General features: G+C 67.7%; 30 protein-coding genes and 1 tRNA gene. 16 read left to right on the forward strand and 15 right to left on the reverse strand.

Annotated features, from left to right (window positions below; translation table 11 throughout):
- Positions 1-31: 31 nt before the first annotated feature.
- On the forward strand, positions 32-457 hold the full coding sequence (locus tag AC07FA_RS11255; RefSeq protein WP_479074727.1) for a hypothetical protein: 426 nt from the start codon (positions 32-34) through the stop codon (positions 455-457).
- 245 nt (positions 458-702) lie between these two features.
- Here the strand turns inward: AC07FA_RS11255 and AC07FA_RS11260 are convergent, their stop codons facing one another.
- The 6 genes from AC07FA_RS11260 to AC07FA_RS11285 are packed head-to-tail and all read right to left on the reverse strand — an operon-like array spanning position 703 to position 5,184.
- Positions 703-1,431 carry a class E sortase gene (locus tag AC07FA_RS11260; protein ID WP_479074728.1) on the reverse strand — a complete coding sequence of 243 codons (729 nt, stop codon included), beginning with the start codon at positions 1,429-1,431 and terminating at the stop codon, positions 703-705.
- A 26-nt stretch (positions 1,432-1,457) separates the two neighbouring features.
- The gene (locus AC07FA_RS11265; protein WP_479074730.1) at positions 1,458-2,828 is read right to left on the reverse strand and encodes a class E sortase; all 1,371 of its coding nucleotides are present in this window, start codon (positions 2,826-2,828) and stop codon (positions 1,458-1,460) included.
- Entirely contained in the window at positions 2,825-3,463 is a 639-nt protein-coding gene (locus AC07FA_RS11270) for an aminodeoxychorismate/anthranilate synthase component II (RefSeq protein WP_479074732.1), read from the reverse strand. The genes AC07FA_RS11265 and AC07FA_RS11270 overlap by 4 nt, the downstream gene beginning before the upstream one ends.
- Positions 3,460-3,648, reverse strand: coding sequence for a hypothetical protein (locus AC07FA_RS11275; protein WP_479074734.1), 189 nt, complete (start codon positions 3,646-3,648; stop codon positions 3,460-3,462). The genes AC07FA_RS11270 and AC07FA_RS11275 overlap by 4 nt, the downstream gene beginning before the upstream one ends.
- A gap of 56 nt (positions 3,649-3,704) precedes the next feature.
- Entirely contained in the window at positions 3,705-4,397 is a 693-nt protein-coding gene (locus AC07FA_RS11280; RefSeq protein ID WP_479074735.1) for a class E sortase, read from the reverse strand.
- A 19-nt stretch (positions 4,398-4,416) separates the two neighbouring features.
- Positions 4,417-5,184 (reverse strand): DUF881 domain-containing protein, encoded by a 768-nt coding sequence (locus AC07FA_RS11285; protein ID WP_479074737.1) that lies wholly within the window; start codon positions 5,182-5,184, stop codon positions 4,417-4,419.
- 141 nt (positions 5,185-5,325) lie between these two features.
- Between AC07FA_RS11285 and crgA the strand changes: the two genes are divergently transcribed.
- Complete coding sequence (gene crgA, locus AC07FA_RS11290; protein ID WP_479074738.1) at positions 5,326-5,580, forward strand: cell division protein CrgA; 255 nt, start codon at positions 5,326-5,328, stop codon at positions 5,578-5,580.
- A 291-nt stretch (positions 5,581-5,871) separates the two neighbouring features.
- Here the strand turns inward: crgA and AC07FA_RS11295 are convergent, their stop codons facing one another.
- Positions 5,872-6,762, reverse strand: a complete 891-nt coding sequence (locus AC07FA_RS11295) for a rhomboid family intramembrane serine protease (RefSeq protein ID WP_479074739.1) — start codon at positions 6,760-6,762, stop codon at positions 5,872-5,874.
- 154 nt (positions 6,763-6,916) lie between these two features.
- Positions 6,917-7,444: a peptidylprolyl isomerase gene (locus AC07FA_RS11300; RefSeq protein WP_479074740.1), complete on the reverse strand. Its 528-nt coding sequence runs from the start codon at positions 7,442-7,444 to the stop codon at positions 6,917-6,919.
- A gap of 270 nt (positions 7,445-7,714) precedes the next feature.
- On the opposite strand from AC07FA_RS11300, the gene AC07FA_RS11305 reads away from it, so the two are divergent.
- The 3 genes from AC07FA_RS11305 to AC07FA_RS11315 all read left to right on the forward strand — a co-directional run bounded on the left by AC07FA_RS11305 (position 7,715) and on the right by AC07FA_RS11315 (position 10,281).
- Positions 7,715-8,425: a DUF5324 family protein gene (locus AC07FA_RS11305; protein ID WP_479074741.1), complete on the forward strand. Its 711-nt coding sequence runs from the start codon at positions 7,715-7,717 to the stop codon at positions 8,423-8,425.
- Between the two features lie 355 nt (positions 8,426-8,780).
- A complete protein-coding gene (locus AC07FA_RS11310; protein WP_479074743.1) occupies positions 8,781-9,734 on the forward strand; it encodes a hypothetical protein in 954 nt (317 codons plus the stop codon).
- A gap of 157 nt (positions 9,735-9,891) precedes the next feature.
- Positions 9,892-10,281 (forward strand): peptidase inhibitor family I36 protein, encoded by a 390-nt coding sequence (locus tag AC07FA_RS11315; RefSeq protein WP_479074745.1) that lies wholly within the window; start codon positions 9,892-9,894, stop codon positions 10,279-10,281.
- Between the two features lie 185 nt (positions 10,282-10,466).
- Here AC07FA_RS11315 and AC07FA_RS11320 read toward each other — a convergent pair.
- A tRNA-Ala gene (locus AC07FA_RS11320) sits at positions 10,467-10,539 on the reverse strand.
- Between the two features lie 170 nt (positions 10,540-10,709).
- Here AC07FA_RS11320 and AC07FA_RS11325 point away from each other — a divergent pair.
- Both AC07FA_RS11325 and AC07FA_RS11330 read left to right on the forward strand, forming a co-directional pair.
- Complete coding sequence (locus AC07FA_RS11325) at positions 10,710-11,258, forward strand: helix-turn-helix domain-containing protein (protein WP_479074747.1); 549 nt, start codon at positions 10,710-10,712, stop codon at positions 11,256-11,258.
- A 72-nt stretch (positions 11,259-11,330) separates the two neighbouring features.
- On the forward strand, positions 11,331-12,755 hold the full coding sequence (locus AC07FA_RS11330; RefSeq protein ID WP_479074749.1) for a serine/threonine protein kinase: 1,425 nt from the start codon (positions 11,331-11,333) through the stop codon (positions 12,753-12,755).
- A 33-nt stretch (positions 12,756-12,788) separates the two neighbouring features.
- Here the strand turns inward: AC07FA_RS11330 and AC07FA_RS11335 are convergent, their stop codons facing one another.
- From AC07FA_RS11335 to AC07FA_RS11345, 3 genes are all read right to left on the reverse strand, one after another.
- Entirely contained in the window at positions 12,789-14,129 is a 1,341-nt protein-coding gene (locus AC07FA_RS11335) for a hypothetical protein (protein WP_479074750.1), read from the reverse strand.
- Complete coding sequence (locus AC07FA_RS11340) at positions 14,126-14,548, reverse strand: hypothetical protein (RefSeq protein WP_479074752.1); 423 nt, start codon at positions 14,546-14,548, stop codon at positions 14,126-14,128. Before AC07FA_RS11340 ends, AC07FA_RS11335 begins: the two co-directional genes overlap by 4 nt.
- Before the next feature lie 257 nt (positions 14,549-14,805).
- Positions 14,806-14,940 (reverse strand): DLW-39 family protein, encoded by a 135-nt coding sequence (locus AC07FA_RS11345; protein ID WP_003958712.1) that lies wholly within the window; start codon positions 14,938-14,940, stop codon positions 14,806-14,808.
- A gap of 272 nt (positions 14,941-15,212) precedes the next feature.
- Between AC07FA_RS11345 and AC07FA_RS11350 the strand changes: the two genes are divergently transcribed.
- Positions 15,213-15,569 (forward strand): DUF6344 domain-containing protein, encoded by a 357-nt coding sequence (locus tag AC07FA_RS11350; protein ID WP_479074753.1) that lies wholly within the window; start codon positions 15,213-15,215, stop codon positions 15,567-15,569.
- A 484-nt stretch (positions 15,570-16,053) separates the two neighbouring features.
- Here AC07FA_RS11350 and AC07FA_RS11355 read toward each other — a convergent pair whose 3' ends face one another.
- The 3 genes from AC07FA_RS11355 to AC07FA_RS11365 form a co-directional block, all read right to left on the reverse strand.
- Positions 16,054-17,415: a tyrosine-type recombinase/integrase gene (locus AC07FA_RS11355; protein ID WP_479074754.1), complete on the reverse strand. Its 1,362-nt coding sequence runs from the start codon at positions 17,413-17,415 to the stop codon at positions 16,054-16,056.
- 13 nt (positions 17,416-17,428) lie between these two features.
- Positions 17,429-17,596, reverse strand: a complete 168-nt coding sequence (locus tag AC07FA_RS11360; RefSeq protein WP_479074755.1) for a hypothetical protein — start codon at positions 17,594-17,596, stop codon at positions 17,429-17,431.
- 211 nt (positions 17,597-17,807) lie between these two features.
- The gene (locus AC07FA_RS11365) at positions 17,808-18,239 is read right to left on the reverse strand and encodes a helix-turn-helix domain-containing protein (protein WP_479074756.1); all 432 of its coding nucleotides are present in this window, start codon (positions 18,237-18,239) and stop codon (positions 17,808-17,810) included.
- 211 nt (positions 18,240-18,450) lie between these two features.
- Between AC07FA_RS11365 and AC07FA_RS11370 the strand changes: the two genes are divergently transcribed.
- From AC07FA_RS11370 to AC07FA_RS11405, 8 genes are all read left to right on the forward strand, one after another.
- On the forward strand, positions 18,451-18,957 hold the full coding sequence (locus AC07FA_RS11370) for a hypothetical protein (RefSeq protein ID WP_479074757.1): 507 nt from the start codon (positions 18,451-18,453) through the stop codon (positions 18,955-18,957).
- A 79-nt stretch (positions 18,958-19,036) separates the two neighbouring features.
- Complete coding sequence (locus AC07FA_RS11375; protein WP_479074759.1) at positions 19,037-19,633, forward strand: RNA polymerase sigma factor; 597 nt, start codon at positions 19,037-19,039, stop codon at positions 19,631-19,633.
- Entirely contained in the window at positions 19,630-19,938 is a 309-nt protein-coding gene (locus tag AC07FA_RS11380) for a hypothetical protein (RefSeq protein ID WP_479074761.1), read from the forward strand. Before AC07FA_RS11375 ends, AC07FA_RS11380 begins: the two co-directional genes overlap by 4 nt.
- A complete protein-coding gene (locus tag AC07FA_RS11385) occupies positions 19,935-20,684 on the forward strand; it encodes a BN159_2729 family protein (protein WP_479074762.1) in 750 nt (249 codons plus the stop codon). Before AC07FA_RS11380 ends, AC07FA_RS11385 begins: the two co-directional genes overlap by 4 nt.
- Positions 20,684-21,328 (forward strand): hypothetical protein, encoded by a 645-nt coding sequence (locus AC07FA_RS11390; RefSeq protein WP_479074763.1) that lies wholly within the window; start codon positions 20,684-20,686, stop codon positions 21,326-21,328. The genes AC07FA_RS11385 and AC07FA_RS11390 overlap by 1 nt, the downstream gene beginning before the upstream one ends.
- Complete coding sequence (locus tag AC07FA_RS11395) at positions 21,328-21,582, forward strand: hypothetical protein (RefSeq protein ID WP_479074764.1); 255 nt, start codon at positions 21,328-21,330, stop codon at positions 21,580-21,582. Before AC07FA_RS11390 ends, AC07FA_RS11395 begins: the two co-directional genes overlap by 1 nt.
- Positions 21,579-21,878, forward strand: a complete 300-nt coding sequence (locus AC07FA_RS11400; RefSeq protein ID WP_479074765.1) for a hypothetical protein — start codon at positions 21,579-21,581, stop codon at positions 21,876-21,878. The genes AC07FA_RS11395 and AC07FA_RS11400 overlap by 4 nt, the downstream gene beginning before the upstream one ends.
- The gene (locus tag AC07FA_RS11405; protein WP_479074766.1) at positions 21,875-23,266 is read left to right on the forward strand and encodes an AAA family ATPase; all 1,392 of its coding nucleotides are present in this window, start codon (positions 21,875-21,877) and stop codon (positions 23,264-23,266) included. Before AC07FA_RS11400 ends, AC07FA_RS11405 begins: the two co-directional genes overlap by 4 nt.
- Positions 23,267-23,304: the final 38 nt, after the last annotated feature.

Below are 23,304 nucleotides of genomic sequence, written 5' to 3' on the forward strand. Positions count from 1 at the left end.
AGTCAAGAGACATTACCAAGGTGGGGGATTCGTGATCAAGACAAAGCGTTTCGGTATCGTATTTGGCGCCGCACTTGTAGCAACTGTTTTCGGATCTACGCAAGCATATGCAAACTGGTCGAGCAGCATTTCCGGCGCACTCACTGGCTTCACCTCTCACGAGTGGGCAGAGCAAAGCTACACGGAGATAAATTTCACTAGGTGCGACACTCAATTCTCAGGTTCCGAGAGTGTTGACGTCGAACTCATTCGAGTTGATGGAATCAACAAGAGCTACGGGAGCAAGCGGTTCACGGCCTGCTTCACATGGGGTGACGGGGATGAAACAAGCACCGGAACCTGGAGCGACCTCCCGGCTGGCGACTACGTGTTCAACATAAAGATGATCAACGGTAGCACCATGGGAAGCAATCTCAATGTTCAATCCGTTTACGTCGATACCACTAAGGCTGACTAGGCACGGCCGTGGTCTCCGAACCATCTTAAACCCGGTCGGAACTTAATTCGGGCGTAAAATGGGTCTCCATTTTACGCCCGAATATCATCTCTTCGTGGACGTCACACCAAATGAAAAGGGAGAGCTCAACCACGCAAAGCGGGCTGGTTGTCGACTAACTCCATCGATGACCGCGCGTCAGTCCCATTTATGAATTCCGCGCTTCGTGGGCCCTTCGCGGTACCCCGTCAGGAGGCCCGGCCGGCTCAGCGCAGCTCCACCGGCTTGGTTCGGTCCCTGTCGACCTTCTCCGTGCGCACCAGCTCGCCCCAGACGATGTAGCGGTACTTCGACGTGTAGACCGGCGTGCAGGTCGTCAGCGTGATGTAGCGGCCTGGCTTGGTCACGCCCGATCCCTTCGGCACCGGCTGGATCACACCGACGTTGTACTTCGAGGTCTGGGCGAGCTTCTTGTAGACCTTGTAGACGTACCAGGTGTCCCTGGTCTCGAAGACGACCGAGTCGCCCGTCTTCACCTTGTGGATGTTGTGGAACTTGGCGCCGTGCCCGTCCCGGTGCGCCGCGAGCGTGAAGTTGCCCTGCTCGTCCCAGGGGAGGGCCGACTTCACCGGGTCCGTGTAGTAGCCCGCGATGCCGTCGTTCAGTTCCTTGGTGTCGGTGCCCTTCTTGACCAGCACCTCGCCGTTCTTCATGGCGGGGACATGCAGGAAACCGATGCCGTCCTTGGTGTCCAGGGTTCCCGGCCCATCCGCCCAGTGGTCGCGGACGGTGTCGCCCTGCTTGTCGGCCGCGCGGTCGGCGACGACGTTGGTCCACCACAGCGAGTAGACGACGAAGAGCCCGAGCACCAGGCCCGCGGTGATCAGCAGCTCACCGAAGACGCTGACGGCGGTGGCGACGGGGTGGCGGGCGCCGTGGCGTACCGGAGGCGCGGACTCGCCGCTCCGCTCTTCGTGCTCGGTCCTCGTTGCCACCGCACCCGCCCCTGTCGTGATGATGTTCAGCCGACGAGCGCGTCGGGCTTCCCCTTGCTGCGCGGCCGTTCGTCGACCATCTTGCCCCAGACGATCAATCGGTACGTACTCGTGAATTCCGGCGTACACGTCGTCAGCGTGAGGTAGCGGCCAGGCCCGGTGAACCCCGAACCGACGGGGACGGGGGCGATCACCGAGACGTTGGAGGGGGACGTCTGGGAAAGGGTCGATGTCATCTCGTACGTGTAGTAGGTGTCCTGCGTCTCCACGACGATCGGATCACCGGGTCGCAGCTTGTTGATGTAGCGGAACGGTTCCCCATGGGTGTTCCGGTGCCCCGCCACCGAGAAGTTGCCCTGCTTGGCCGACGGCATCGCGGTCTTCAGGGTGCCTTCGCCGTAGTGGCCGATCATTCCGCGGTCGAGGACCTTCTCCTTGTCGATGCCTTCGGCGATCGGCGCGACGACGTCCAGCTTCGGAATGTGCATGATGGCGAAGCCCTGCCCGGGTTCGAAGGCACCGGGTGTGCGCTCCCCGTTCGCCCACTCGTCCTGGATCTTGTTCGTCTCCTTGCCGGCGATCAGGTCGGCACGGATGTTGGTCCACCAGAGCTGGTACGTGACGAACAGCAGCATCAGCACGCCGAGCGAGATGAACACCTCGCCCACGACCCGGCTGGCGACGACGGCTGGGCTGTCCTTGGCCGCGCGGGCCGCCCTTCGCGCCTCCACCCGGGACATCGGGGCGGCGGCGGACGCGGCCGGTTCCGGTTTCGCCCTGGCCGTGGCCTCCGTACGCCGTCCGCCTCGCCCCTTCGCCGCCCTACGACGCTCCGCCCGCCCTCCGGCACGAGGTTCTGCGGCCACCGCGGGCGGCGGCGCGGGCTCCGGGGCCGGCGGCTCACCGGCTGCCGCCGCACGCCGTGTGTCGGCCGTCCGCAGACCGACGGTCTCGTCGTCGGAGGGGGCGGGAGCGGGCCGAACGGCCCGGGGCTCCTGGACGGGCCGGGCGGCCTCCGGCTCAGGCTCCGGCTCCGGTTCCGGGAGAGGGCCCTGGACCGGCTCCTGTTGGCGGTACCAGTCCCGTTGGTAGCCCTCGGGGTCGTACCACTCCTTCGGGGCCTCATGGGCCTGCTGAGGCCCTTGCTGAGGCCCCTGCTGGGCTGGTTGGGCTTGTCGGGGCCCCTGTGGCACCTGCTGTGCTTGAGGGCCCGGCCCGCTTCCCGGGATGTTGCCCGCCCTGAACCACGGCGAGGCGTGCTGACCCGGCAGAGGGTCTGTCAGCGGGTCCGCGAGCTGGTCGATCGCCGCCACGAACGTGCCGTCGGCCTCGTACGCTCCTCGCGCGTACGGGCCGCCTTCGTCTCCGGCACCTCGTTCGGGGCGGAGTCCGCTCACGCGGCGGCCTTGCCCACCACCGGCGCGAGCCCTTCGGACCTCGCCACGGCCCCCGTGTCGCCGCACTGCGCCAGCCAGTTGGCGAGCATCAGGTGCCCGTGTTCGGTGAGCACGGACTCCGGGTGGAACTGCACGCCCTCCACCGCCAGTTCACGGTGGCGCAGCCCCATGATGATGCCGTCCGCCGTGCGCGCCGTGACCTCCAGCTCGGGCGGCACCGTGCCCGGTTCGGCCGCGAGCGAGTGATAGCGCGTGGCGGTGAAGGGGGAGGGCAGCCCGGCGAACACACCCTTGCCCTCGTGGTTCACGGGGGAGGTCTTGCCGTGCAGCAGCTCCGGGGCACGGTCCACCACACCGCCGTACGCGACGGCCATCGACTGCATCCCGAGGCAGACACCGAACACCGGAACGCCCGTGTCGGCGCAGTGGCGCACCATGTCGATGCAGACACCGGCCTGCTCGGGAGCTCCGGGCCCCGGCGACAGCAGGACTCCGTCGAAGCCGTCCTGGGCGTGGGCCGTGGTCACCTCGTCATTGCGCAGCACCTCGCACTCGGCGCCGAGCTGGTAGAGGTACTGGACGAGATTGAAGACAAAACTGTCGTAGTTGTCGACGACGAGAATGCGTGCGCTCACTGACCGGTCCCCGCTCCACTGGTGCCTTCGCCGTCCACCGTGACATCACCGAACGGAAGCAGTGGCTCCGCCCAGGGGAAGACGTACTGGAAGAGCGCATAGACGACAGCCAGGATCAGCACGAGCGAGATGACTGCCCGCACCCACGCGTTGCCCGGCAGATGCCGCCAGATCCAGCCGTACATGCTGTCCCCTCCATTCGGTACAGCACCAGACTAAAGGGCCGGGGCTCAGGCGTGGGTCAGCTGTGGAAAGCCGCTGGTTCGCCGTCGGTCACCGGCTGGGTGGCGTCCAGATGGGCCCAGGCGATCAGCCGGTGGCTGCTGCCCCACTCGGGTTCGCAGGTGGTCAGCGTGAGGTAGCGGCCCGGGCCGTCGAAACCGGACGCGCGGGGTACGGGGTCGATGACCGCGGTGTCGCCCGGCACGGTCCGGTAGGGCTTCCCGCCGATGCGGTACGTGTACCAGGTCGTCCCGTCCGTCAGCACGACCGCGTCCCCGGGACGCAGCCGGGGGAAGTCCTTGAAGGGGTCTCCGTACGTCCGCCGGTGGCCGGCCACCGCGAAATTTCCGGTCGCCCCGAGCCGCGCGGTCCCCGCGTAATGGCCGAGCCCCTTCTGCAAGGTCCCGACCTTCGTGCTCTCCAGTACGGGCCACTCCCAGCCCTTGCCGAAGCGGGGGATGTACATCATCGCGAAGGGCTTTCCGTCCCGGTAGCGCGGGACAGAGGGAGTCGGCTCCGGGGCCGGGGCCGGGGCGGGCGGGGAGACGGTTCCCTGCGCCCACTCGTTCCGGAGCCCCTCGATCTCTCCCTCGGTGGCCCCGGCCGCCTTCACGCCCGTCCAGAACAGCACGTAGAGGACGAAGAGGATGATCAGGGCGCCGACGGTGATGCACAGCTCGCTGAAACTTCTGACGATCAGTCGAACCGACACCGGCCGGCCTCCCCGGGGACTACTCCACAGGCTTCGCGTAGTGCAGATCCACTGTGCCCGAGTAGCCGGGAAGAGTCACTCGGTCGTCCTCGTCGACTTTCCAGCCCAGTCCGTACGCCTTCACGTACAGCTGGTAGTTCTGGATCGCCGTGGAGTCGTTGAGCGCCTGCTTGAGCCTGTCCGAGTCACCCACCGCGGTGACCTTGTACGGCGGTGAGTAGACCCGGCCCTGGAGGATCAGGGTGTTGCCCACGCAGCGGACGGCGCTCGTGGAGATCAGCCGCTGGTCCATGACCCGGATGCCGCGGGCACCGCCCTGCCAGAGCGCGTTGACGACCGCCTGCAGGTCCTGCTGGTGAATGACCAGGTCATTGGGTTGCGGCTCGGGGTATCCGGGGTTGGCGGTGGCGTTCGGAGGGGCGTCGTCGAGCGTGACGCTGACGGCTTCTCCGGTGATCTCCGTGGTGCCCGCGTCCCTCTCCAGCGCCTTGAGCTTGGCGTCCTCGGCCTTGGTGCTGCCGTCGTCGCGCTGGGCCAGGGTGTCGATGTCCTCGCGGAGCGCGGCGGTCGACTCGTTCAGCTCGGCGTTGTTCTGGCTGCGCTGGTGGATGAGGTCGGAGAGCTTCAGCAGCGAGGAGTCGGTACGGATGTTGGTGCCCTTGGCCGTGTTGGCGCTGGTGACGAAGATCAGTCCGGCCAGGGCGAAAACGGCAGCGGTGAGGCCCCGGACCGGCCATCGCGAGGCGTGCCGGACCGGGCCGTCGGGAGAGTCGGCAGAATTGCTCAACGTACCCTTATCTCCTTAGGCGCCACGGAAGCACTACGCTAACGGACGCCCGGGGGCGGCATCATTCCCCCTCGTGCCCAGCCCCGGCGTCAGCCACAGTTCCCTGCGCGGTCACGCAGCGCATCGACAGGAGAGTTCCTCGTGCCGAAGTCACGTATCCGCAAGAAGGCCGACTTCACGCCCCCTCCGGCGAAGCAGGCCACGAACATAAAGCTGACCAACCGCAGTTGGGTGGCGCCGGTGATGCTGGCGCTCTTCCTGATCGGTCTGGCCTGGATCGTCGTCTTCTACGTGACCGAGGGCGACCTGCCCATCAAGGCACTGGGCAACTGGAACATCGTCGTGGGCTTCGGCTTCATCGCCGGCGGCTTCGGTGTGTCCACGCAGTGGAAGTAGCTCCACCCTGCTCGACCCCGCTTCCACAAGCCCTGCCCTGAGTTACCCACAGAGTTATCCACAGGTGGGGGAAAAGGTCAGACGATCTGTGGATAACCTACGTCGAAGTTGACGCCGATGTGACTGCACCCTCCCCCATGGGGGGAGGGTTCGCCCCTTGTCCTGGCTGGAGAAACCCAGCTCAGCGACAAGGGGCACACGTGTTCCCCACGTGATGCACAAGGTTCGGCACTCTCTGTGGACAACTCGGAGCCTCAGCGTCGATTCCGCTCAGGAACGACCCGGGAACGCTCAGCCGAGCACTGCGGTCCGGGCGAGAACAGCCCCGATGACCGCGACCAGGACCAGCGCACAGGTCCCGTACTGCACCAGATTCCGGCGTTCACGGGGTGCGTGCACCAGGCCGATCGCGATCAGGACGCCCGCGATCAGACCACCGACATGGGCCTCCCAGGCGATACCGCCCCAGGTGAAGGTGAAGAGCAGGTTCAACGCGAGGAGCGCGAGGACCGGCCGCATGTCGTAGTTCATCCGGCGCATCAGGACGACCGTGGCGCCCAGCAGACCGAAGATCGCGCCGGAGGCGCCGAGCGATGCCTGCTGGGGCGCGGCGATCACGTAGGTGAGCGCACTGCCCGCCAGCCCGGAGAGCAGATAGAGCGCGAGGTAGCGGGCTCGCCCCAGGGCTGCTTCCAGCGGTCCGCCGAGCCACCACAGTCCCAGCATGTTGAACGCGATGTGCCAGACCTCCTGGTGCAGGAACATCGAGGTCACCAGCCGATACCACTGCCCCTCGGCGACACCCTCCAGCCCGTCGGAGGAATACGCCCGGCCGAACAGCAGCAGATCGTCGAGCAGCCATTCCCTGCCCCACACCGCGATGAAGACCGCCACATTGATGCCGAGCAGGATCTTGGTGATCAGCCGGGGGTCCGCGGCCACCGTGCCGCCCGCGAGCGTACGAGGCTGGTTCGCGGCCGGGTGGTGTCCGGTGCCGGAGCCCTCCCGGACGCAGCCGGGGCACTGGAAACCGACGGACGCGTCGACCATGCACTCGGTGCAGATCGGCCGCTCGCAGCGGGTGCAGCGGATCCCCGTCTCCCGGCCGGGGTGGCGGTAGCAGGTGGGCGGACCGCCGGAGACCGCGGTCGGATCCTGGCCTGCTGGCGGCTGCTGGTCCATCGGTCCTCGCCCTCGGTCGGTCCTGGTTCCGGTCCTGGCGGGCGGCGAGGGACATGCCGACGCTCTGCTCGTCCGCTATGTAACAGTACGGACGGGCGGGGCCGTTGGTTCCCCGTGGAGCCGGAAGCGCACAGCGGCGGGCCTCGGTCCGGAGTCAGCGGGTCTCGATGACGACCGACTCGATCAGCACGTCCTGGATCGGGCGGTGTGTACGCGGATTGGTCGGCGCGGCCGCGATGGCGTCCACGACCTTCTTGCCGGCCTCGTCGGAGACCTCGCCGAAGATCGTGTGCTTGCCGGTCAGCCACGCGGTGGGCGACACGGTCAGGAAGAACTGCGAGCCGTTGGTCCCCGGGCCCGCGTTGGCCATGGCCAGCAGGTAGGGCTTGTTGAAGTTGAGGTCCGGGTGGAACTCGTCACCGAACTCGTATCCCGGGCCGCCCGTGCCGTTACCGAGCGGGTCGCCGCCCTGGATCATGAAGCCGCTGATGACCCGGTGGAAGGCGGTGCCGTCGTACAGCTTGTCCGTGGACTTCTGCCCGGTCGCCGGGTGGGTCCACTCACGCTCACCCTTGGCGAGTTCGACGAAGTTCTTGACCGTTTTGGGCGCGTGGTTCGGCAGGAGCCGGATCTCGATGTCGCCTTGGCTGGTCTTCAAGGTGGCGTACAGCTGCTCGGCCACGTTCTGCCTTCCCGTAAGTCCTCACTGACGTCCACCGATCCTCGCACGGAGGTGTGTCCCCGGAATCAATGCGGCCAAGTGCGCGACGATGCGGCGCGCCACGGCCCGAACCGTGGCATGGTCGGCTCCACGCTCGCCTTGCACCGCAATGCCCGAGAAGAGATTCATGACCCGGATGCCCGCCCCGCATGCTTCGCAGGGCGCCGGCAGGCATGATTTCGAAATGGGTGGAAAGGCGGAGTACTACCCGCCACCAAGGAGGAGGATCTCGTGACCCGCATCGACAGCGTGCGCGCCGCAACCGACTCGGCGAAGGAGAGCGCGCAGCACGCCGCGGAAGTGGTGGCGCCCTATGCCGACACGGCCAAGGAACAGGCAGCGCACTACGCACACGAGGCGCGTGTGCGGCTCGCGCCCAAGATGTCCCAGGCGGCCCACCAGGCCCGTGTCCAGTACGTGGCACATCTGGCACCACACATCGAACAGGCACGTACGCATGTGCCGCCCAAGGTGGACGTGGCCGCACAGCGCGCGGCGGTCCGGACCCGCCGCGTCGCCCGGAGCGCCGCGGACTACACCGTGCCGCGCGTCGAGCACGCGGTGTCCATCGCGCAGCCGATGGCCGAGGAGGCCACCGCACGCAGTGCGGCGGCGCTCGCGGCACTGCGTGGCCAGGTGACGGCCAAGGAAATCCGGAAGCTGGTCAAGAAGCACGAGCGGCGGGCCAAGGCCGGCCGGCTGGCCAGGAATCTCACGGTGCTGGGAATCGTGGCCGGTGGCGCCTACGCCGCCTGGAGGTGGTGGGACAAGCAGGCCAACCCGGACTGGCTCGTCGAACCGCCCGCCCCCACGGAGGTGTCCGACGACCGCGCGCCGCTGACCTCGGTCGACGGCAGTGGTCAGACGACGTTCGACCCTGATCTCCAGGCCAAGCAGTCCGACGCCGAGGCGAACGGCCAGGACGGCACCGACCGCACCTGACCCGGCCGGGCACGCAGCAGGCCCGCCCGGACGAGAGGGGCGCCGGAAGACCACATGGTCTCCGGCGCCCCTCTCGTTGTCCCGGTTCAGCGACCGAACCGGTCGGTCAAGCGGGCCCTGTGAGGAAATGGCGCGATCAGACCTTCCCTCTGCGGAGTTACGGCCCATGTGTTTGATCATGGGTCGGCAGCATGCTTGGATGAGGAAAGAGCCCGGGGGGGTTGATATTCCGGTGCGGCGAGAGAGTCGCCGGCGTGGATGCCCGACGCGATTGATCGGTGCGCATCCTGGCGTTACCTCCTGGCCATAAGCCAGTAGGTCGGTTACCGGTCAGAGACCGTCGGGGGACTCAACCATGGGTGCGAAGAAACGTTTCACAGATAAACCCTTACGTGTGACTCTGGCCGGTTTCGTCTCGGTCCTCGTCATATCGGCGACCGGCTGCTCATCGACCGGCCCGAGTTCCGGAAACAGCGCTGAAGAGCGCGCCCCCGCCCTGGCACATACTGAGGATCTGCATCTCCCCGTAGAGGACTACCTCTTTTCGCGCGCAGAGATGGCCCGACTGGACGAAGCTCGTTTCTTGCTCATCGGAAAGTGTCTGCGGCGTCTGGGGCTGAGTTTCCGCATCGAATCGCCCGGACCCGCGCCTGGTCCGCGCAGTCTCATGGAGCGCCGGTACGGGATAGCGCACGAGGGCGAAGCGAAGGTCAACGGATACCGCCTCAGCGACACTGACGCTCCGCGCCCGCGATCTCTCGCCTCCCAGATGAAGTCCCTGACCGCCCCGCAGAAGGCGCAGCTCATGGAGGCCCTGCAAGGGGAAACCGAGGCCAAAACGGGTGACTCGCACGGGCTCCGCGTAAACGGCGTGCCAGTTCCAGCAGGCGGCTGCGCCGGTGAGGCCACGGCAGGAATCGCCGGGGCGTCCAAGCAGCTCGGACCGAGCGAGGTGGCTCGGAGCACGAATTTCGAGAGCTTCAACGCTTCCCGGTCCGACTCCCGCGTCGTACAGGCACTCGGTGCCTGGTCCGCGTGCATGAAGGAAAAAGGCTACGCGTACCCCGACCCGCTGGCCGCGATGAGCGATCCCGGCTTCCAGGGGAAGTCGCCCACGTCGAAAGAACGTGGGACGGCACGGACTGATGTCGAGTGCAAGCGGAGAACGAATCTCGTCGGGATCTGGTTCGACGCGGAAGCAGTTCTGCAGAAGGACATGATCGCACGCAAGAAGTCGGACTTCTCTTCAGCGCTCAAGTTGAAGAACAGCCAACTCGCCAGGGCGGCTTCCGCTCTCGAGAGCCGTTGACGAGCGGGATGACATCACACACCCAGCCGTCAGCGCGCTCACACCATGAACTCTTTCACTCCACGCCATTCGCGCAGGAAAGTGAGAGGACCGGCGCAACCGGGTCGACCCCTTGTGCCGAGCCATGCCGAGTTTCGAAGATTACGGAGTAATCGCTATGAAGCGTATCGTTTCCTCAGTTGCCGCAGCGCTCGGAGCCACCTTGCTCGTCCCGATACTGGCTACGTCGGCCGAGGCCGCCACCTGCGCGTCGGGCAGCTTCTGCCTCTACTACAACTCGGGTCTGGGCGGCTCACGCCTCACGCTGAACAACAGTGTCAGCGACCTCGCCGGATACAAGTTCACGACTACCGGCGCAGGCCAGGGCCAGTACGTGAAGAACAACGCCGCGTCGGCATGGAACAAGACGCTTTGCCCGGTGACGGTGTTCTACTACTCCAACTATGGAGGCGCGTGGGACACGTTCGGCTACAACCAGTCCGGGAACCTGGTCGACACGTACAACCAGAACGCCTCCGTCGAATTCGCCCGAGTGTCCTGCGGCTGAGTCTCGGCTGGACGGGGTTCAAGCCTGCACCCTGTGCCGGACAGCAAGCCCCGTCCCCGCTGGCTGACGAGCCCCACAGGCACAGGGAGCCCGTGCGCCGCGGACACGAGGCCGAAGCGCTCCGGCAATGAACACAGAGAGGTCCCCTGACCTGCGTTTCCGCAGGTCAGGGGACCTCTGGGATGTGGAGCCTAGGAGATTCGAACTCCTGACATCTGCCTTGCAAAGGCAGCGCTCTACCAACTGAGCTAAGGCCCCGAAAAGTGGACAGCACCGAACACGTCCGTGTCGCGGCGACCGTCGCAGACCAGAGTACCGGGTGACCCCCTGAAACCTGCAAAAGGATTGGGACTCCCGGTCGGCAACCACGCTCCGTAAGATGCACGACGAGGTTCGCAGCAGCGAAGCCGCAGCGAAGGGGAGACGCAATGGACGCAGCGCAGCAAGAGGCGACGGCGAGAGCCAGAGAGCTTCAGCGCAGTTGGTACGGAGAGCCGCTGGGGGCGCTCTTCCGCCGGCTGATAGATGATCTCGGCCTGAACCAGGCCAGGCTCGCCGCGGTGCTCGGGCTGTCGGCTCCCATGCTCTCCCAGCTGATGAGCGGCCAGCGCGCCAAGATCGGAAACCCCGCTGTCGTCCAGCGTGTACAGGCGCTTCAGGAACTGGCCAGCCAGGTCGCGGACGGCAGTGTCAGTGCGGGAGAGGCGACCGACCGGATGGAAGAGATCAAGAAGTCGCAGGGCGGCTCGGTCCTGACCTCCACCGGCCAGACCGCGACCACGGGCGGAGCGCCCACCGTCAGGCGCGTCGTACGCGAGATCCAGTCCCTCCTGCGGTCGGTCTCCGCGGCGGGCGACATCATCGATGCGGCGGACTCCCTCGCCCCGAGTCACCCGGAACTGGCAGAGTTCCTCAAGGTGTACGGCGCCGGGCGCACCGCCGACGCGGTCGCGCACTACGAAGGACACCAGAGCTGACAACCCGGCCCGGGAGACATCTCCCGGGAACCGGGCACGGGCCGAAAGAGAACTGGGAGCGGACGCAGCGCAATGGGTGAGGTCTTCGCTGGTCGGTACGAACTGATCGATCCGATCGGACGTGGTGGGGTCGGTGCCGTCTGGCGTGCCTGGGACCACAGACGCCGCCGCTACGTGGCGGCCAAGGTCCTTCAGCAGAGCGACGCGCATACGCTGCTGCGCTTCGTACGCGAACAGGCCCTGCGGATCGAGCATCCCCATGTACTGGCTCCCGCCAGCTGGGCCGCCGATGACGACAAGGTCCTGTTCACCATGGACCTCGTCAGCGGCGGCTCGCTGGCCCATGTCATCGGTGACTACGGCCCGTTGCCCCCGCGCTTCGTCTGCATGCTCCTCGATCAGCTGCTGTCCGGACTGTCGACGGTGCACGCGGAAGGCGTCGTGCACCGCGACATCAAGCCGGCCAACATCCTCATGGAGGCCACCGGAACGGGCAGGCCGCATCTGCGGCTCTCCGACTTCGGGATCTCCATGCGCAAGGGCGAGCCCCGCCTGACCGAGACCAACTACGTCGTGGGCACTCCCGGTTACTTCGCGCCCGAGCAGATGATGGGCGCCGAGCCCGACTTCCCCGCCGACCTGTTCGCGGTCGGTCTCGTCGCGCTCTATCTGCTCCAGGGCAAGAAGCCCGACTCCCAGGCGCTCGTCGAGCACTTCGCCTCGTACGGAACTCCCAGTGCCCCGCAGGGAATCCCCGAGCCGCTGTGGCAGGTCCTGGCTGGTTTGCTGCAACCCGACCCCCAGGCCCGCTTCCGGACGGCCACGGGCGCGCGCAAGGCCCTTACCGCGGCGGCCGAGATGCTGCCGGAGCCGGCCGAGGGTGAGGAGCCGGTGGAGGTCTTCGACCAGATCGGGCCGCTGCCGGCCGGATTCGGCCCCGCAGGACCCCTCACCGGCCGTCAGACGCCCGAGCAGGCGCCCCTCCAGGCCAGTGCGCCCCAGAACCCTCAGCAGGACGCACAGGCCTCACAGCGCTCCGCCCAGCAGCCCTACTCACAGCAGCCGTACGCCCAGCCGTCCGGCATCCAGCCGTCCGGCCCGTCCACGCCCCTCCCCGCATCCATGTCGGAGACGGGCAGCTTCCACCTCGCGCCGCCTCCCCAGCAGACCGCGACACCGCCTCCCACGGCTCAGCCGGCCGCCTCGCACTCTCCGCTCCAGGCGCATACGGGCTCCCCCTTCCCCGCTGCCGCGCCGGATCTCGCCCAGGCCCCGACCACCGCGGTGCAGCACGATCCGTCTCCTACGCGTGCTTACACCGCACAGCACGCGCAGGTTCCCCATCCCGGCGCGCCGGTTTCACCTGCCGCCTCGCCCCACCACGGCGCCCCCGCCCGCCAGACGCGTCCGGGACCGCCCCCGAAGGTGGCGATCCCGGTCCTGCTCGTCGCTCTGCTCTGTTTCGCGGTGGGTGTCTGGGCACTGACCCAGGCCTGATCCGCAGGCGGCCTCGGCCTGCCCGGCCCCGATCTACCAGCTCTGCGGCGGCCCGCCGTACGGCGGCTGCTGCCCGCCCGCGGCCACCGGGACAGCGGTAGCAGCCGTGCGGCGCCTGGCCAGCAGCGTCCACGCCCCGAGCCCGAGCACCAGCACGGCACCCGCGCCGATTCCGGCAGCGGCCACCAGCTTCATCGTGTCGCTCCGAGCCGCCTGCGGGGCACTCTGCCCGCTCTTCGCCATGTCCTTGTCCGCGTCGCTGACGCCGAAGATTCCGGCCGCTCCCGCGTACGGCGATGCCTTCGGGTCATTGCGGACGTTGACCTTCAGGGTCACCGGGATCGCCTCGCCGCCGTAGAACTCCGCGACCTTTGGGCTCAGCGTCACCGACAGGTAGTACCAGCCGGCGAAGCGCATGGCGCTGACATCCGAAGCGGAGTCGAACCGGTTGCGGTAGTCCACCGGAGGCAGCGGGTCCAGGGCGACGGAGGCCGGCTTCCCCGAGTACGAGAGCGTCGTGTCATCGACATGGCCCTGAGCCGGGTTCTCCAGCGACAGCGCGAGCGCGTTGCCCAGGTACTCGGTCGACTTGTTGTTGTTGCTGAGCGCGGCGCTGGCGAAGATCTGCTGCCCCCAGTCCACCGGCACCCGGTAGAAACGCGTCTGGCCAGGAGCGATGTTGTCGTGCCACTCGCCGGTCTCCAGACCGGTGGCCTCGTAGAAGCTGTTGCCGCCGGACCGCTTCCGCACACCGGCGGGAGGGGTGGGTGAGGCCGATGACCAGTTCTCCGGCGCCTCGGTCGCCTGCGCGTCAGCGCCCTTCGCCTCGGGCTCCGACGCGTACCGCAGCTCCAGGTCCCACTCGCCGGGTGACGACGTCGCGTCGCTCTTCCGCTCGATCAGGACGTTGTACTCACCGCCTTCCCGGCAGGTGCTGTTGCCCTTCTCGATGACCCGGTGCGCGTACGCGGTGATCGGGCGGGCGAATTCCGCCGACCCGAAGATCGCGTCCTCCGAGCTGCACTGCGTGTCGTCGACGTCCCTGATGCTGACCGTGATGCCGTCCCCGTAGGCGACCTGGCCGCCCGGCCCGGGCACCACGACCGCGGAGACGTAGGCGTTGGTCTCGTCGTCGAGGTTCAGCCGGTAGTAGAGCTTCTGGCCCGGCTTGATCGCACTCCTGTAGACCGAGCCGGACGTGAGCTCCGACGCCTCGGCGTTCGTCTCCGTGCCCCGTACCGTCTTCGCCTCGGGATCGAAGGCGTACGGAGCCGGGTCGTCGGCCGCGTACGCCTGCCCCGGCAGCGCCGCCACCGCGCACATCGCCACCATGGACGCGAGCGTCACCCGGCCCCTGTTGCGCTGCCTCTTCACGCGCTTCCCCTCGTCGTCTGCGTGGCCGCCCTGCGCCGACTGCGTACACACACGAGCCCCGCGATCACAGCCACCACGGCGCCCGCTCCGGCAGCGGCCGCGATGCCGGTCCATCCTGCCCCGCCCGCGCCGCCGCTGTCTTCGGCCACAGTGGAATTGCCCTGATTGTTCGCCTTGTCGCCCTGCCCGCCCGTGCTCTTCCCCGGCTGGACGACCGAGCCGTACTCGTACCGATTGGTCCAGGCGACCGGGACCGACCCCATTCCGATCGCGGCGGGACGGCCGCTGTACAGCGCTGTCGCGGGGAATTCGCCACTCCCGTTGCCGAGGGGGAAGCGGGCCGGGGTGAACCACTGCGTCCCGCCGTACGAATAGGTCGTGGAAACGCCCTTCACCGTCGGCTCGTTGGCAAACTCCACGTCGTAACGGTCCTGCTGGTCCCACTCGGGATACGGCGATGCTTACGTGCCGTCACCCGTGCCGTCACCCGTGCCCCCCTAGGCCGAAATCGCCGCGAGTTTGCTCTCGCAAGCTAGCGATTTGCGTGGGTGAACTCAAGAGCACCGTCGTCACGTTCCCGCAACAGCAAGCAGTTCCCGCGAAAGCGAGCAAGGCCCCCGGGCAGCACGAAGCCCCGGCCGCTCAGCGACCGGGGCTCGCGACGGACTGTTCCGTCTCACACACCCGAACCTGCGGGCACGGAGTCGGTCGCCTCCGTCCACAGGTCCTGCTCGGCGCGATCCGCCTGGATCTGGCGGTACACGAGGAGCCCGCCGATGGCAGCCAGTGCGACCAGGAGAAGCTTCTTCACCGCGCGACCTCGTCTTTCCTTGGCGTAAGGGACTTCTGCCGCTCGACTATACACACCGGCCGATACCGATCGGTGACCTGCCTGGAACGCAACTGCCGCTCGGCCATCCGCCTCTCCCGACCACCGAAAACGGCATTTTCCGGACCGGTTGAACCATACGAGTGGTGTTCATCTGAAGATCGGCGTACCGGGGGCGTCGGTCACCAAAATCGCGGGCCGAATCCACATCATCGGAAAGGTAAGCAAACCGGACCACCTGAAAGCGAGGGGCCATGAGCACCTTCAGGGTCAAGAGCATCTGGACCGCCTTCATCACCGCCTTCTTCGCGCTCCTCGCGTCACTGGGGCTCGCCACCAGCAACGCCACGGCCGCCGAGCCGACGGTCACGACCCAGGAGCACACGGGTGCCACCACGGCAACCCCGACAGCCCCCGCCGTGCGATGGACCCTTCCGCGTGACAGGGCGCTGCCACCCACGATGAAGCAGCGCATCCGCGCCGAGGCCCACGGCTCCTCGCCGGCCACCCGCCATCTGTCCGCGGACACGACGGACGCCACGATCACCACGGACGGCGCACGCACCACCCACGGCGCCCCTGCGGGCGACTCCTCGCTCCTCCCGCCCTGAGAGCGCCCACGACCGACACACAGGGCCCCAGGTCCGGTTCACACCGGGCAGGGGCCTTTTCCGTGTGCCCACACCCATGAGCCCGCGGAACCCCGCCACACCGGCCCCTGCCGCGCCCGTGCCTGTGCCCGGCACCCCATACCCGGCACCACCGGCCACCACCCGGCACCCCACACCCGGGTACCGCCCGCCAACACCAAGCACCACCGAGCAGCTCCCGAGGAAACGCGCATCGGCCGGATACGCCAAAGGCCCCCAACCACGAATGGTTGGGGGCCTTTGTACTGGTGGGGCTAACAGGATTTGAACCTGTGGCCTCATCCTTATCAGGACCCGGCCCTATATAGGGGAGAAGCCCAGGTCACCCGGCGTCCCAGGTGAGAGCCGCGCTACACGAATCTACATCTTCAAGCATTTGTAGACCCTTGCTCAACTTGCGCGGCTGCTGGGGTAATGCTGGGGTAGCCACGGGGTAGGCCAGCACCTACGCGACCAGCCGCAACGGCCGCTTCGCGCCGGTCCGGCCCGGCTTCTTCTCCTCCAGGGCGGCGAGCACCTGGCCCGCATAGTCGGCCGCGGCGTGGGTGTAGAGCCAGGTGACCTTGCCCGCCCGCTCGTGCCCGAGGATCTCCTGGGCGATGACTTCCGGTACGCCGCGGTCGTGCAGACGTGACGCGAAGGAGTGCCGCTGGTCATGGAACCGCGGCCACCACTCCGTCCGCTCCTCCGTGGCCTTCCGCCTGCGGCCGGTCTCCGGGTCTGCCTTCTCCACGACCACCTGCTTCGTCTTCTTCCTGCCGACACCGGAGTCTTCAAGCGCCGTGGTCCACAGTCGGCGGAACGCTGAGCGGCGAAGGGGCGCCCGGTACGCCTCGCTCTTCGTGCCGCGCCGTACCTTGTTCCGTCCGTGGAAGACGAGCTCGTTCTCGCGGAGGCCGTCCTTGGGTTCGGACCTGGCGGTGCTCGCGTCGGGCTCGTCGGCCAGCAGCTCACGGAGCATCCGGTGCGCGAGACCGGTGATGGGCACGGTGCGCAGGCCGGCATCACTCTTGGGGTAGACCTTCCGCTTGATCCGCCCCTTTACCTCGGTGAGCACCTCGCGGACGTGAATGACGCGGCGGACCAGGTCGACGTTGCACCACCGGAGGCCAGCGAGCTCGCCCCACCGAAGGCCAGTTTCCTGGGCCACGATCTGGAGCGCGTGCATGTAGTCGGGGAGGTGCGCGCGGATCAGCCACAACTGTGCGTACGACGGCGGCCGCCGATCCTCGGGGTGCTTCTTCTTCACCGTCGGGAGCTTCACGCCTTCGGCCGGATTGAAGGGGATGCGTCGGTCGCGCCTCGCCGCTTCCAGCATGCGGTCGAGGATCTGGAACGTTTTCACGACGCTGCTCGCGGCGAGTGGTCCGCCGTTCGCGTCGTGCAGTTGGTTCACCCACGTCTGGATACCGAGCCAGCTGAACTCGTACAGGCGGAGGCTCCCGAAGTGAGGTTCGATGTGGTTGCGGTAGCTGCGACTGTCGCGGTCGAGGGTCGTCTCCTCGCCGGTCTGTGTCGGCCACCACAGCCGATGCCAGGCGCAGAGCGTGATCTCGGACCGGGTCGGGTCCAGCCACGTCCGCTGGCGAATCTCGGTGCGGATCTGCTCCAGAAACTCGATGGCCTTCGCCTCGGTCGGCCAGTTCTTGCTGCGGCCCTTGCCCTGCGGGTCGGTGTACCGGGCCTCCCACGAGCCGATGTGCTCGTCGGTCGGCGGGCGGGTGCCGGGGTACTTCGCCAGGCACGGCGGGCAGCCGCACCTCATGGACGGGTTGGGGCGCGGGTTGCGGGTCTGCGTCTTCTGCACGGCGGACTCCTGATCAGAGCGTGCCGGCGGCGAGCGCTTCGTGCGGGATGGTGATGGGGTCACCGCAGAAGCAGGCGAGGCCGCCGGTGGCGGTGGTGGATGCGCCGAGGTCGCCCAGGAGAGCCGCGAGGTCTCTGATCAGGTCGTGCGGGTGGGTGCCCCCTTGGACGGTGATAGTCACTTCGTCCGGGTCCCAAGTGGCGGTCTCCGACTGGTCGTCGGCAACGGCAATGATCGTGCACACAGGTATCCCCCCAGGACGGGCAAGCGGTTACTTTCCGCAGCGGGAGGACAGCGGGTGGCTGACGTTACCTGTGTGTGGCGGTGTTGTGGAGGTGATTAGGCATATGCATTCGGAAGAAGATATTCCTCCTGTCTAAGGCAACCCTTAGCTACCGTCTACTGGCTGCACGCATGGCCTCGGCCGTCTGAATTAGCGCTCGCTGCCCATCAGTTGGAAGATCACGATAGATCCGCAGCAGGCGCTGCTCGCGTTCTTCGTCCGTGGGTCCGGGGACCTTGCGTCCGGCCGCCCTGAACATCTGCGCGGGCGTCACATCAACCCTCCAGCGGCGGAGGATGTTGGTCAGTGCGCGCAGGTCGTCAGCGTCGATGCGCGAGGTGCCGCGCGTGCGCTTCACCCAGGCATTAAGCGTTGGGTATTTGATGCCCGCCTCGGCGGCCAGTTCCTTCTGGGTCCTGCCGGCCTCTCCGAGGAGGCGCGTTAGGAGTGCTGCCAGGTCCTCGCCGCTGGGGGCGGGGTCCTCGGCGGCGGAGTCGCCGGGGTAGTGCGGGCCTGTAGTCACACCGGCAGGATCGTCCATCTGCATCTACATGCGCAAGTAGATCGGAGGTGATTGACCCGTTGTTGACAGTGCACCGGCGCACCTACATAACCCCTGCACGCCCCCGCTGGACGTGCCCACGCCCCGGGTGAGCCCCCTTGACTCGATATGCATCTACATGCAGACTGTAGATACCGCAGGTCAGAACGGCCCGCGTAACCCCTATTCGGCCACTCGCCGGAGGACACCCATGCGACGACTGGACAAAGGAGCCCCGCTCCGCGCCGCCATAAGGGCCGCCGGACTGGACATCCCGCACCTCGCCGCCCGCACGAAGGAGCTGGACCCGACCGGCAAGGGGCTGAGCCCCGCATACGTCGGCTTCATCGCCGGACGCGGCAAGAGCGCCCGCGAGGACTGCTCCGACCGGGCCGCCAGACTGATCGCCGAGGCGCTTGGCCAGGAGGTCACTGACCTCTTCGAGCCGATCTTTCTCACGATCGTCGAATCTACATCTACAAGCAGATCCGCAACTGCCGATCTTCGGAAGTCGCGGTCGAAGCGCCCGCTGCCAGAGCAGCTCATGAACCAGCGCGAGCTGTGCCGCTTCCTTCGGAAGTCCATGTCCTGGGTCGACGCCCAGATCAAGGGCGACCCGGAGTGGCCGGGCCTGGTCTACGTCGGCCGCAGCCGGCGCTTCGACCCGCACGAAGTCCTCACCGGGATGCGACAGCAGCGCGAACGGCTTTCCGCCTGACGCAAAACGGGGCCTCGCCGGATGCACCCGGCGCGACCCCAGCACTACCCACCACCAGCAGAGAGACAGGAGGCAGGCCGTGAACTCACAGGCTAGCCCCAAGATCAACCCGCCGGGGCCGGAGCCGGAGCTCGTCTCCGCCGCCCGTACGGGCGACCTCGAAGCGTTCGCCGCTCTGTACAACGAGCACCGGCCGTTCGTGTACCGCTACATCGCGGCGCGTGTCCGGGACAAGGCCCTCGCCGACGACCTGACGCAGGAGACCTTCCTCCGCGCGTTCCGGTCGATCAGCGGGTTCGCCTGGCAGGGCAAGCACATCCAGGCGTGGATCGCCACGATCGCCCGCAACCTGGTCGTCGACCACTTCAAGTCGAGCCGGACCCGTCTGGAGATCGCCTCGGGCGACATGCTCGGCGCCGACGACGCCGGGCCCAGTGCGGAGAGCGACGGTCTGCGGGAGCTGGCCGCAGTCGAAGCACGGTCAACCGTGCAGACGGCAATGCTGGCACTCACGCCGGAGCAGGCCGAGTGCGTGCGCCTCCGCTACCTCGACGGCATGTCGATCTCCGAATCGTCGGTCATGGCCCACCGCACCCCGGGCGCCGTGAAGCAGCTGACGTTCCGCGCACTCCAGGCGATGCACCGTGCCCTGATGGATGGGCCGGTGGCGGCATGAACAAGGCCCCGAAGCTCAGCGCCCAGGCCGCCCAGTTCACGGCCCTGCTCTCGCTGGCCGTGAGGTACCCCGACTTGCCGAGTGGCTACACAATCTGCGCTGGCTGCCTGGGTAATGAGGTGTCCGTCCTCCTCGACTTTCCGAACGAGTTTGAGACCTGGCGCCACCAGCTCGGCGTCTCCACGGACGACGTTGCCTTCTCCAGCAGCCAGGACACGCTCACGATGCGGATCTCCGTTGGCGACGTCACCGTGAAGGTCTGGACCGTCCTGCCGTCCGCCTCGACCACGGAGGCGACGGCGTGAACAGCAACCTCCCCAACACCATCGCCACCATTCGCGGGTTGCTCGACGGCCCCGGCGACGTCGCCGCGTCCATCGCGCACACCTTGGACGGAGCGGGCCTCCTCGTCGACCCGGCGCGGACGTACGGCACGGTGCTGCGCCGGTCGCCGCACGGCTGGGTGCCCGTTGCCCCCGCCGCCCAGCCTGCCGAGCCCACCCTCACGGAGCTGGAGTCAACGGCCAGCGACTGGGACACAGCGTGCGACCGCGCCCGCCACCTGGCCGACCTGATGCGCACCGCCTACTCGCCTGAGCCGGACGTCGCTGGTGTCCGGGCCGACCGCGACACCGTGCTCATCAGCCTGCACATCACCGACCTGTCCCGGTGGGCCGGGTGGATGTCCACCCTGGGAATCACCGAGCACCAGCTGACCAGCCTCGACTACGTCGTGTGCGGCCGGACGACGTGGGACGGGGTCCCCCTCAGCGTGTTGGCGTACGACCTGCCGGAGCTCCAGCTCGTCGAGCAGGCGCGCGCTCGTCGCCCGTTCCGTCACGCAGGGGTCATCTACGACCTGGCCGTGGGCCAGAAGGACATCACCGGTGACGTCTGGTACTTCCAGGGCGACGAGACGCCGGAGGGTATGCCGCTGCTGACGCAGGACGGCCGGCCCGAACGGTGCACGCTCGCCGCGATCGCCGACATGGTCGGCCCCCTCCTCCCGATCCGCGAGCCAGTCGCTGCCGCGCAGGGTGGTGAGCACTGATGTCGAAGGAATCCCTCGACTTCGAAGCGATCTCCGCGTTGATCGGTGAGGTGCGACCCGCCAGCGACTCCGTGCTCCTCTCATTCGCTGAGGCCGTACGGGACTGCCGGGAGCACGAGCACCCGACGTGGGAAGACATCCACTGCGCCAACCTTGCCGCGTTCATGGGTGAGCGCATCGCTCCCGTGCTGCGCCGCCTGCTGGACGCCGAGGCAAGGAAGGCCCGACCGCTCGGCGAGTCCATTCGGTGCGCCGCTACTCGCTGCTCCTTCGGGGAGTGGTCGGGCAAGGCGGAAGAGCGCGGGTGGGTTCGGCGCGGTAACGACTGGCTGTGCGTGCAGTGCGCGGACGCCGCCGAGGAGCGCGCCGAGATCGTGGCCCGCATGACCGCGGGGACGTGGGACGTTCCGGCGCTCAGCTACCGGGCTCAGCAACTGCTCGCCCACGTACGCGATGCGCCTGGGTCTCGCTGGACAACCGGGCGCGCGGAGCAGTTGTACGCGGAGCTCGGCTACCCGAAGCGCGGCCGCCGCCACAACGCCCGGGGCGACCTACACGAACTCGCCGCCCGCGACCTCCTCACCGTCCACGGCCCTGCCGATGGCAGGTACTTCCTCCTCGCCCAGCCCAAGGACGGTGCCTGATGGCGGCCAAGACGACCGCGCAGGCCTGGAACAAGGGCATGGTCGGCGAGCCGACGCCGCCGCGCGCCGTCGAGACGACCGCCCGGTGCGCGACGACCGGCTGTGGTGCCCAGCCCGGAGGGGTGCGCCGCCTCCCCGGCTGGGTGCTGGTCGAGGTCGTCGGGAGTAGCGAGCCGAAGCGGCTGTTCTGCTCCTGGGACTGCGCCGCGTATGGGTCCGCGCTCGCCGAACTCCGCGTCGGCGGTGGCCGATGAGCGCCTACTCCCGGGCCTACCGGGGCCTCGTCGAGGGCGGCATGTCCGCCACTGAAGCCGCAAACCTCCTCGGCGAGCTCCGGAGCGAGACGGGCGCGGAGCTGTCCGCCGGCCTCCTCGCCCGCGCCACCGAGAAGTACGGCCAGAAGCAGCCCGGCGACTCCAAGGCCATCGCACGCACCCGGACCAGGCGGTTCGGCGCGGTCCGCGACGCCGCCCAGTGGGTTATCGACGCCACCAAGACCGGCCGCCTCACCACCACCCCGCGCCAGCGCAACCACCGGAGCACCACGTGACGACCTTCACCTTCACCGACGCCACCCGCGAGACCGCGAAGGCCCGCATCGCCATCCAGGGCCCCGCCGGGTGCGGCAAGACGAAGACCGCGCTCCGCCTGGCCGAGGGGCTCGCGAAGAACGGCGTAGTCGCCCTCGCCGACACCGAGCGCGGCTCCGCCAAGAAGTACGCCCCCGTCCCCGGACGGCCGGACCTCGGCGGCCACCGCTTCAAGCATGTCGAGATGGACACCCACGACCCCCGGCATCTGATCGACCTCGTCCGCCAGGCCGAGGAGATCGGCGTCGAGGTCCTCATCATCGACTCCTACAGCCACTTCTGGAACGGCAAGGGCGGCCTGCTGGAGATCGTCGAGACCGCCGGAGCCAAGGCGGGCAGCGGCGGCACCTTCGGCGGCTGGCGTACCGGCAACCCCATCGAGCAGCAGATGCTCGACGCGATCCTGAACTTCCGGGGCCACCTCATCGTCACGATGCGCACCAAGGGCGACTACGTGATCGAGGGCAAGAAGGTCACCAAGGTCGGGGTCAAGGCCGTCCAACGCGAAGGCGCTGAGTACGAATTCGACGTCGTGATGGACATGATCGAGGGCACGGCCACGGTCACCAAGACCCGGTACACGCCCCTCGACGGCCTCTCCATCCACCACCCCGGTGAGGAGATCGGGGAGGCGATCCTCGACCAGCTCGGCCAGGGGATCGACCCGGTCGCCGCAATCGTGGATGCGGCCGCTGCCGATCTCACTCTCGATGCGGTGCTCCAGCTTTCCATTGATGCCACCCGTCGCAACCTGATGGAGGCCGGTGTCCTCCACCCCGAGGGGCAGCCGACCACGTTGGGCGCTCTCCTGCGGGAGCGCCTGGGCGACGTCGTCAGTCGCCTCCTCGCCGAGGAGTCGATGACGTATGACCGGGCGATCGAGCTGCACCGCCGAGCGGAATCCGGCGGATGGCTCAGGGTCGAACGCCTGGTCCAGGAGGGCGAAGTGACGGTCACGGTCACGCTCGGAGACCTGATCAAGGCCCGAGGAACTGCGCTCAGGGCCGCGCCGCAGAAGGCATCGGAGGGCAAGGCCACTACCTCGCAGGGGCAGAGTCAGCCCGACACTACGCCTGGTGCGGATCAGGTGACGGCACCGCAGATGCGGATGATGCACGCCTGCTTCACCAAGGTCGGACTCGGTGACAAGACCCAGCGCGACGAGCGGCTGAACGCGACATCGCTGATCATCGGCCGCCCGATCAGCTCCGCGAACGAGCTCACGAACGACGAGGCGAAGACCCTCCTCGACACCCTCACCGCTTACGGCGACCGCAACAACGCCTCCGTCGAGTTCGCCGCCATGGTCGAGGCCCTGGCCACCGAGGCACTCGCCGTTCCCGCCTGATCCATCACTGACTGTGGGCCAGGCCGCCGACTCTCGGC

The organism is Streptomyces sp. NPDC045968 (assembly GCF_056430475.1).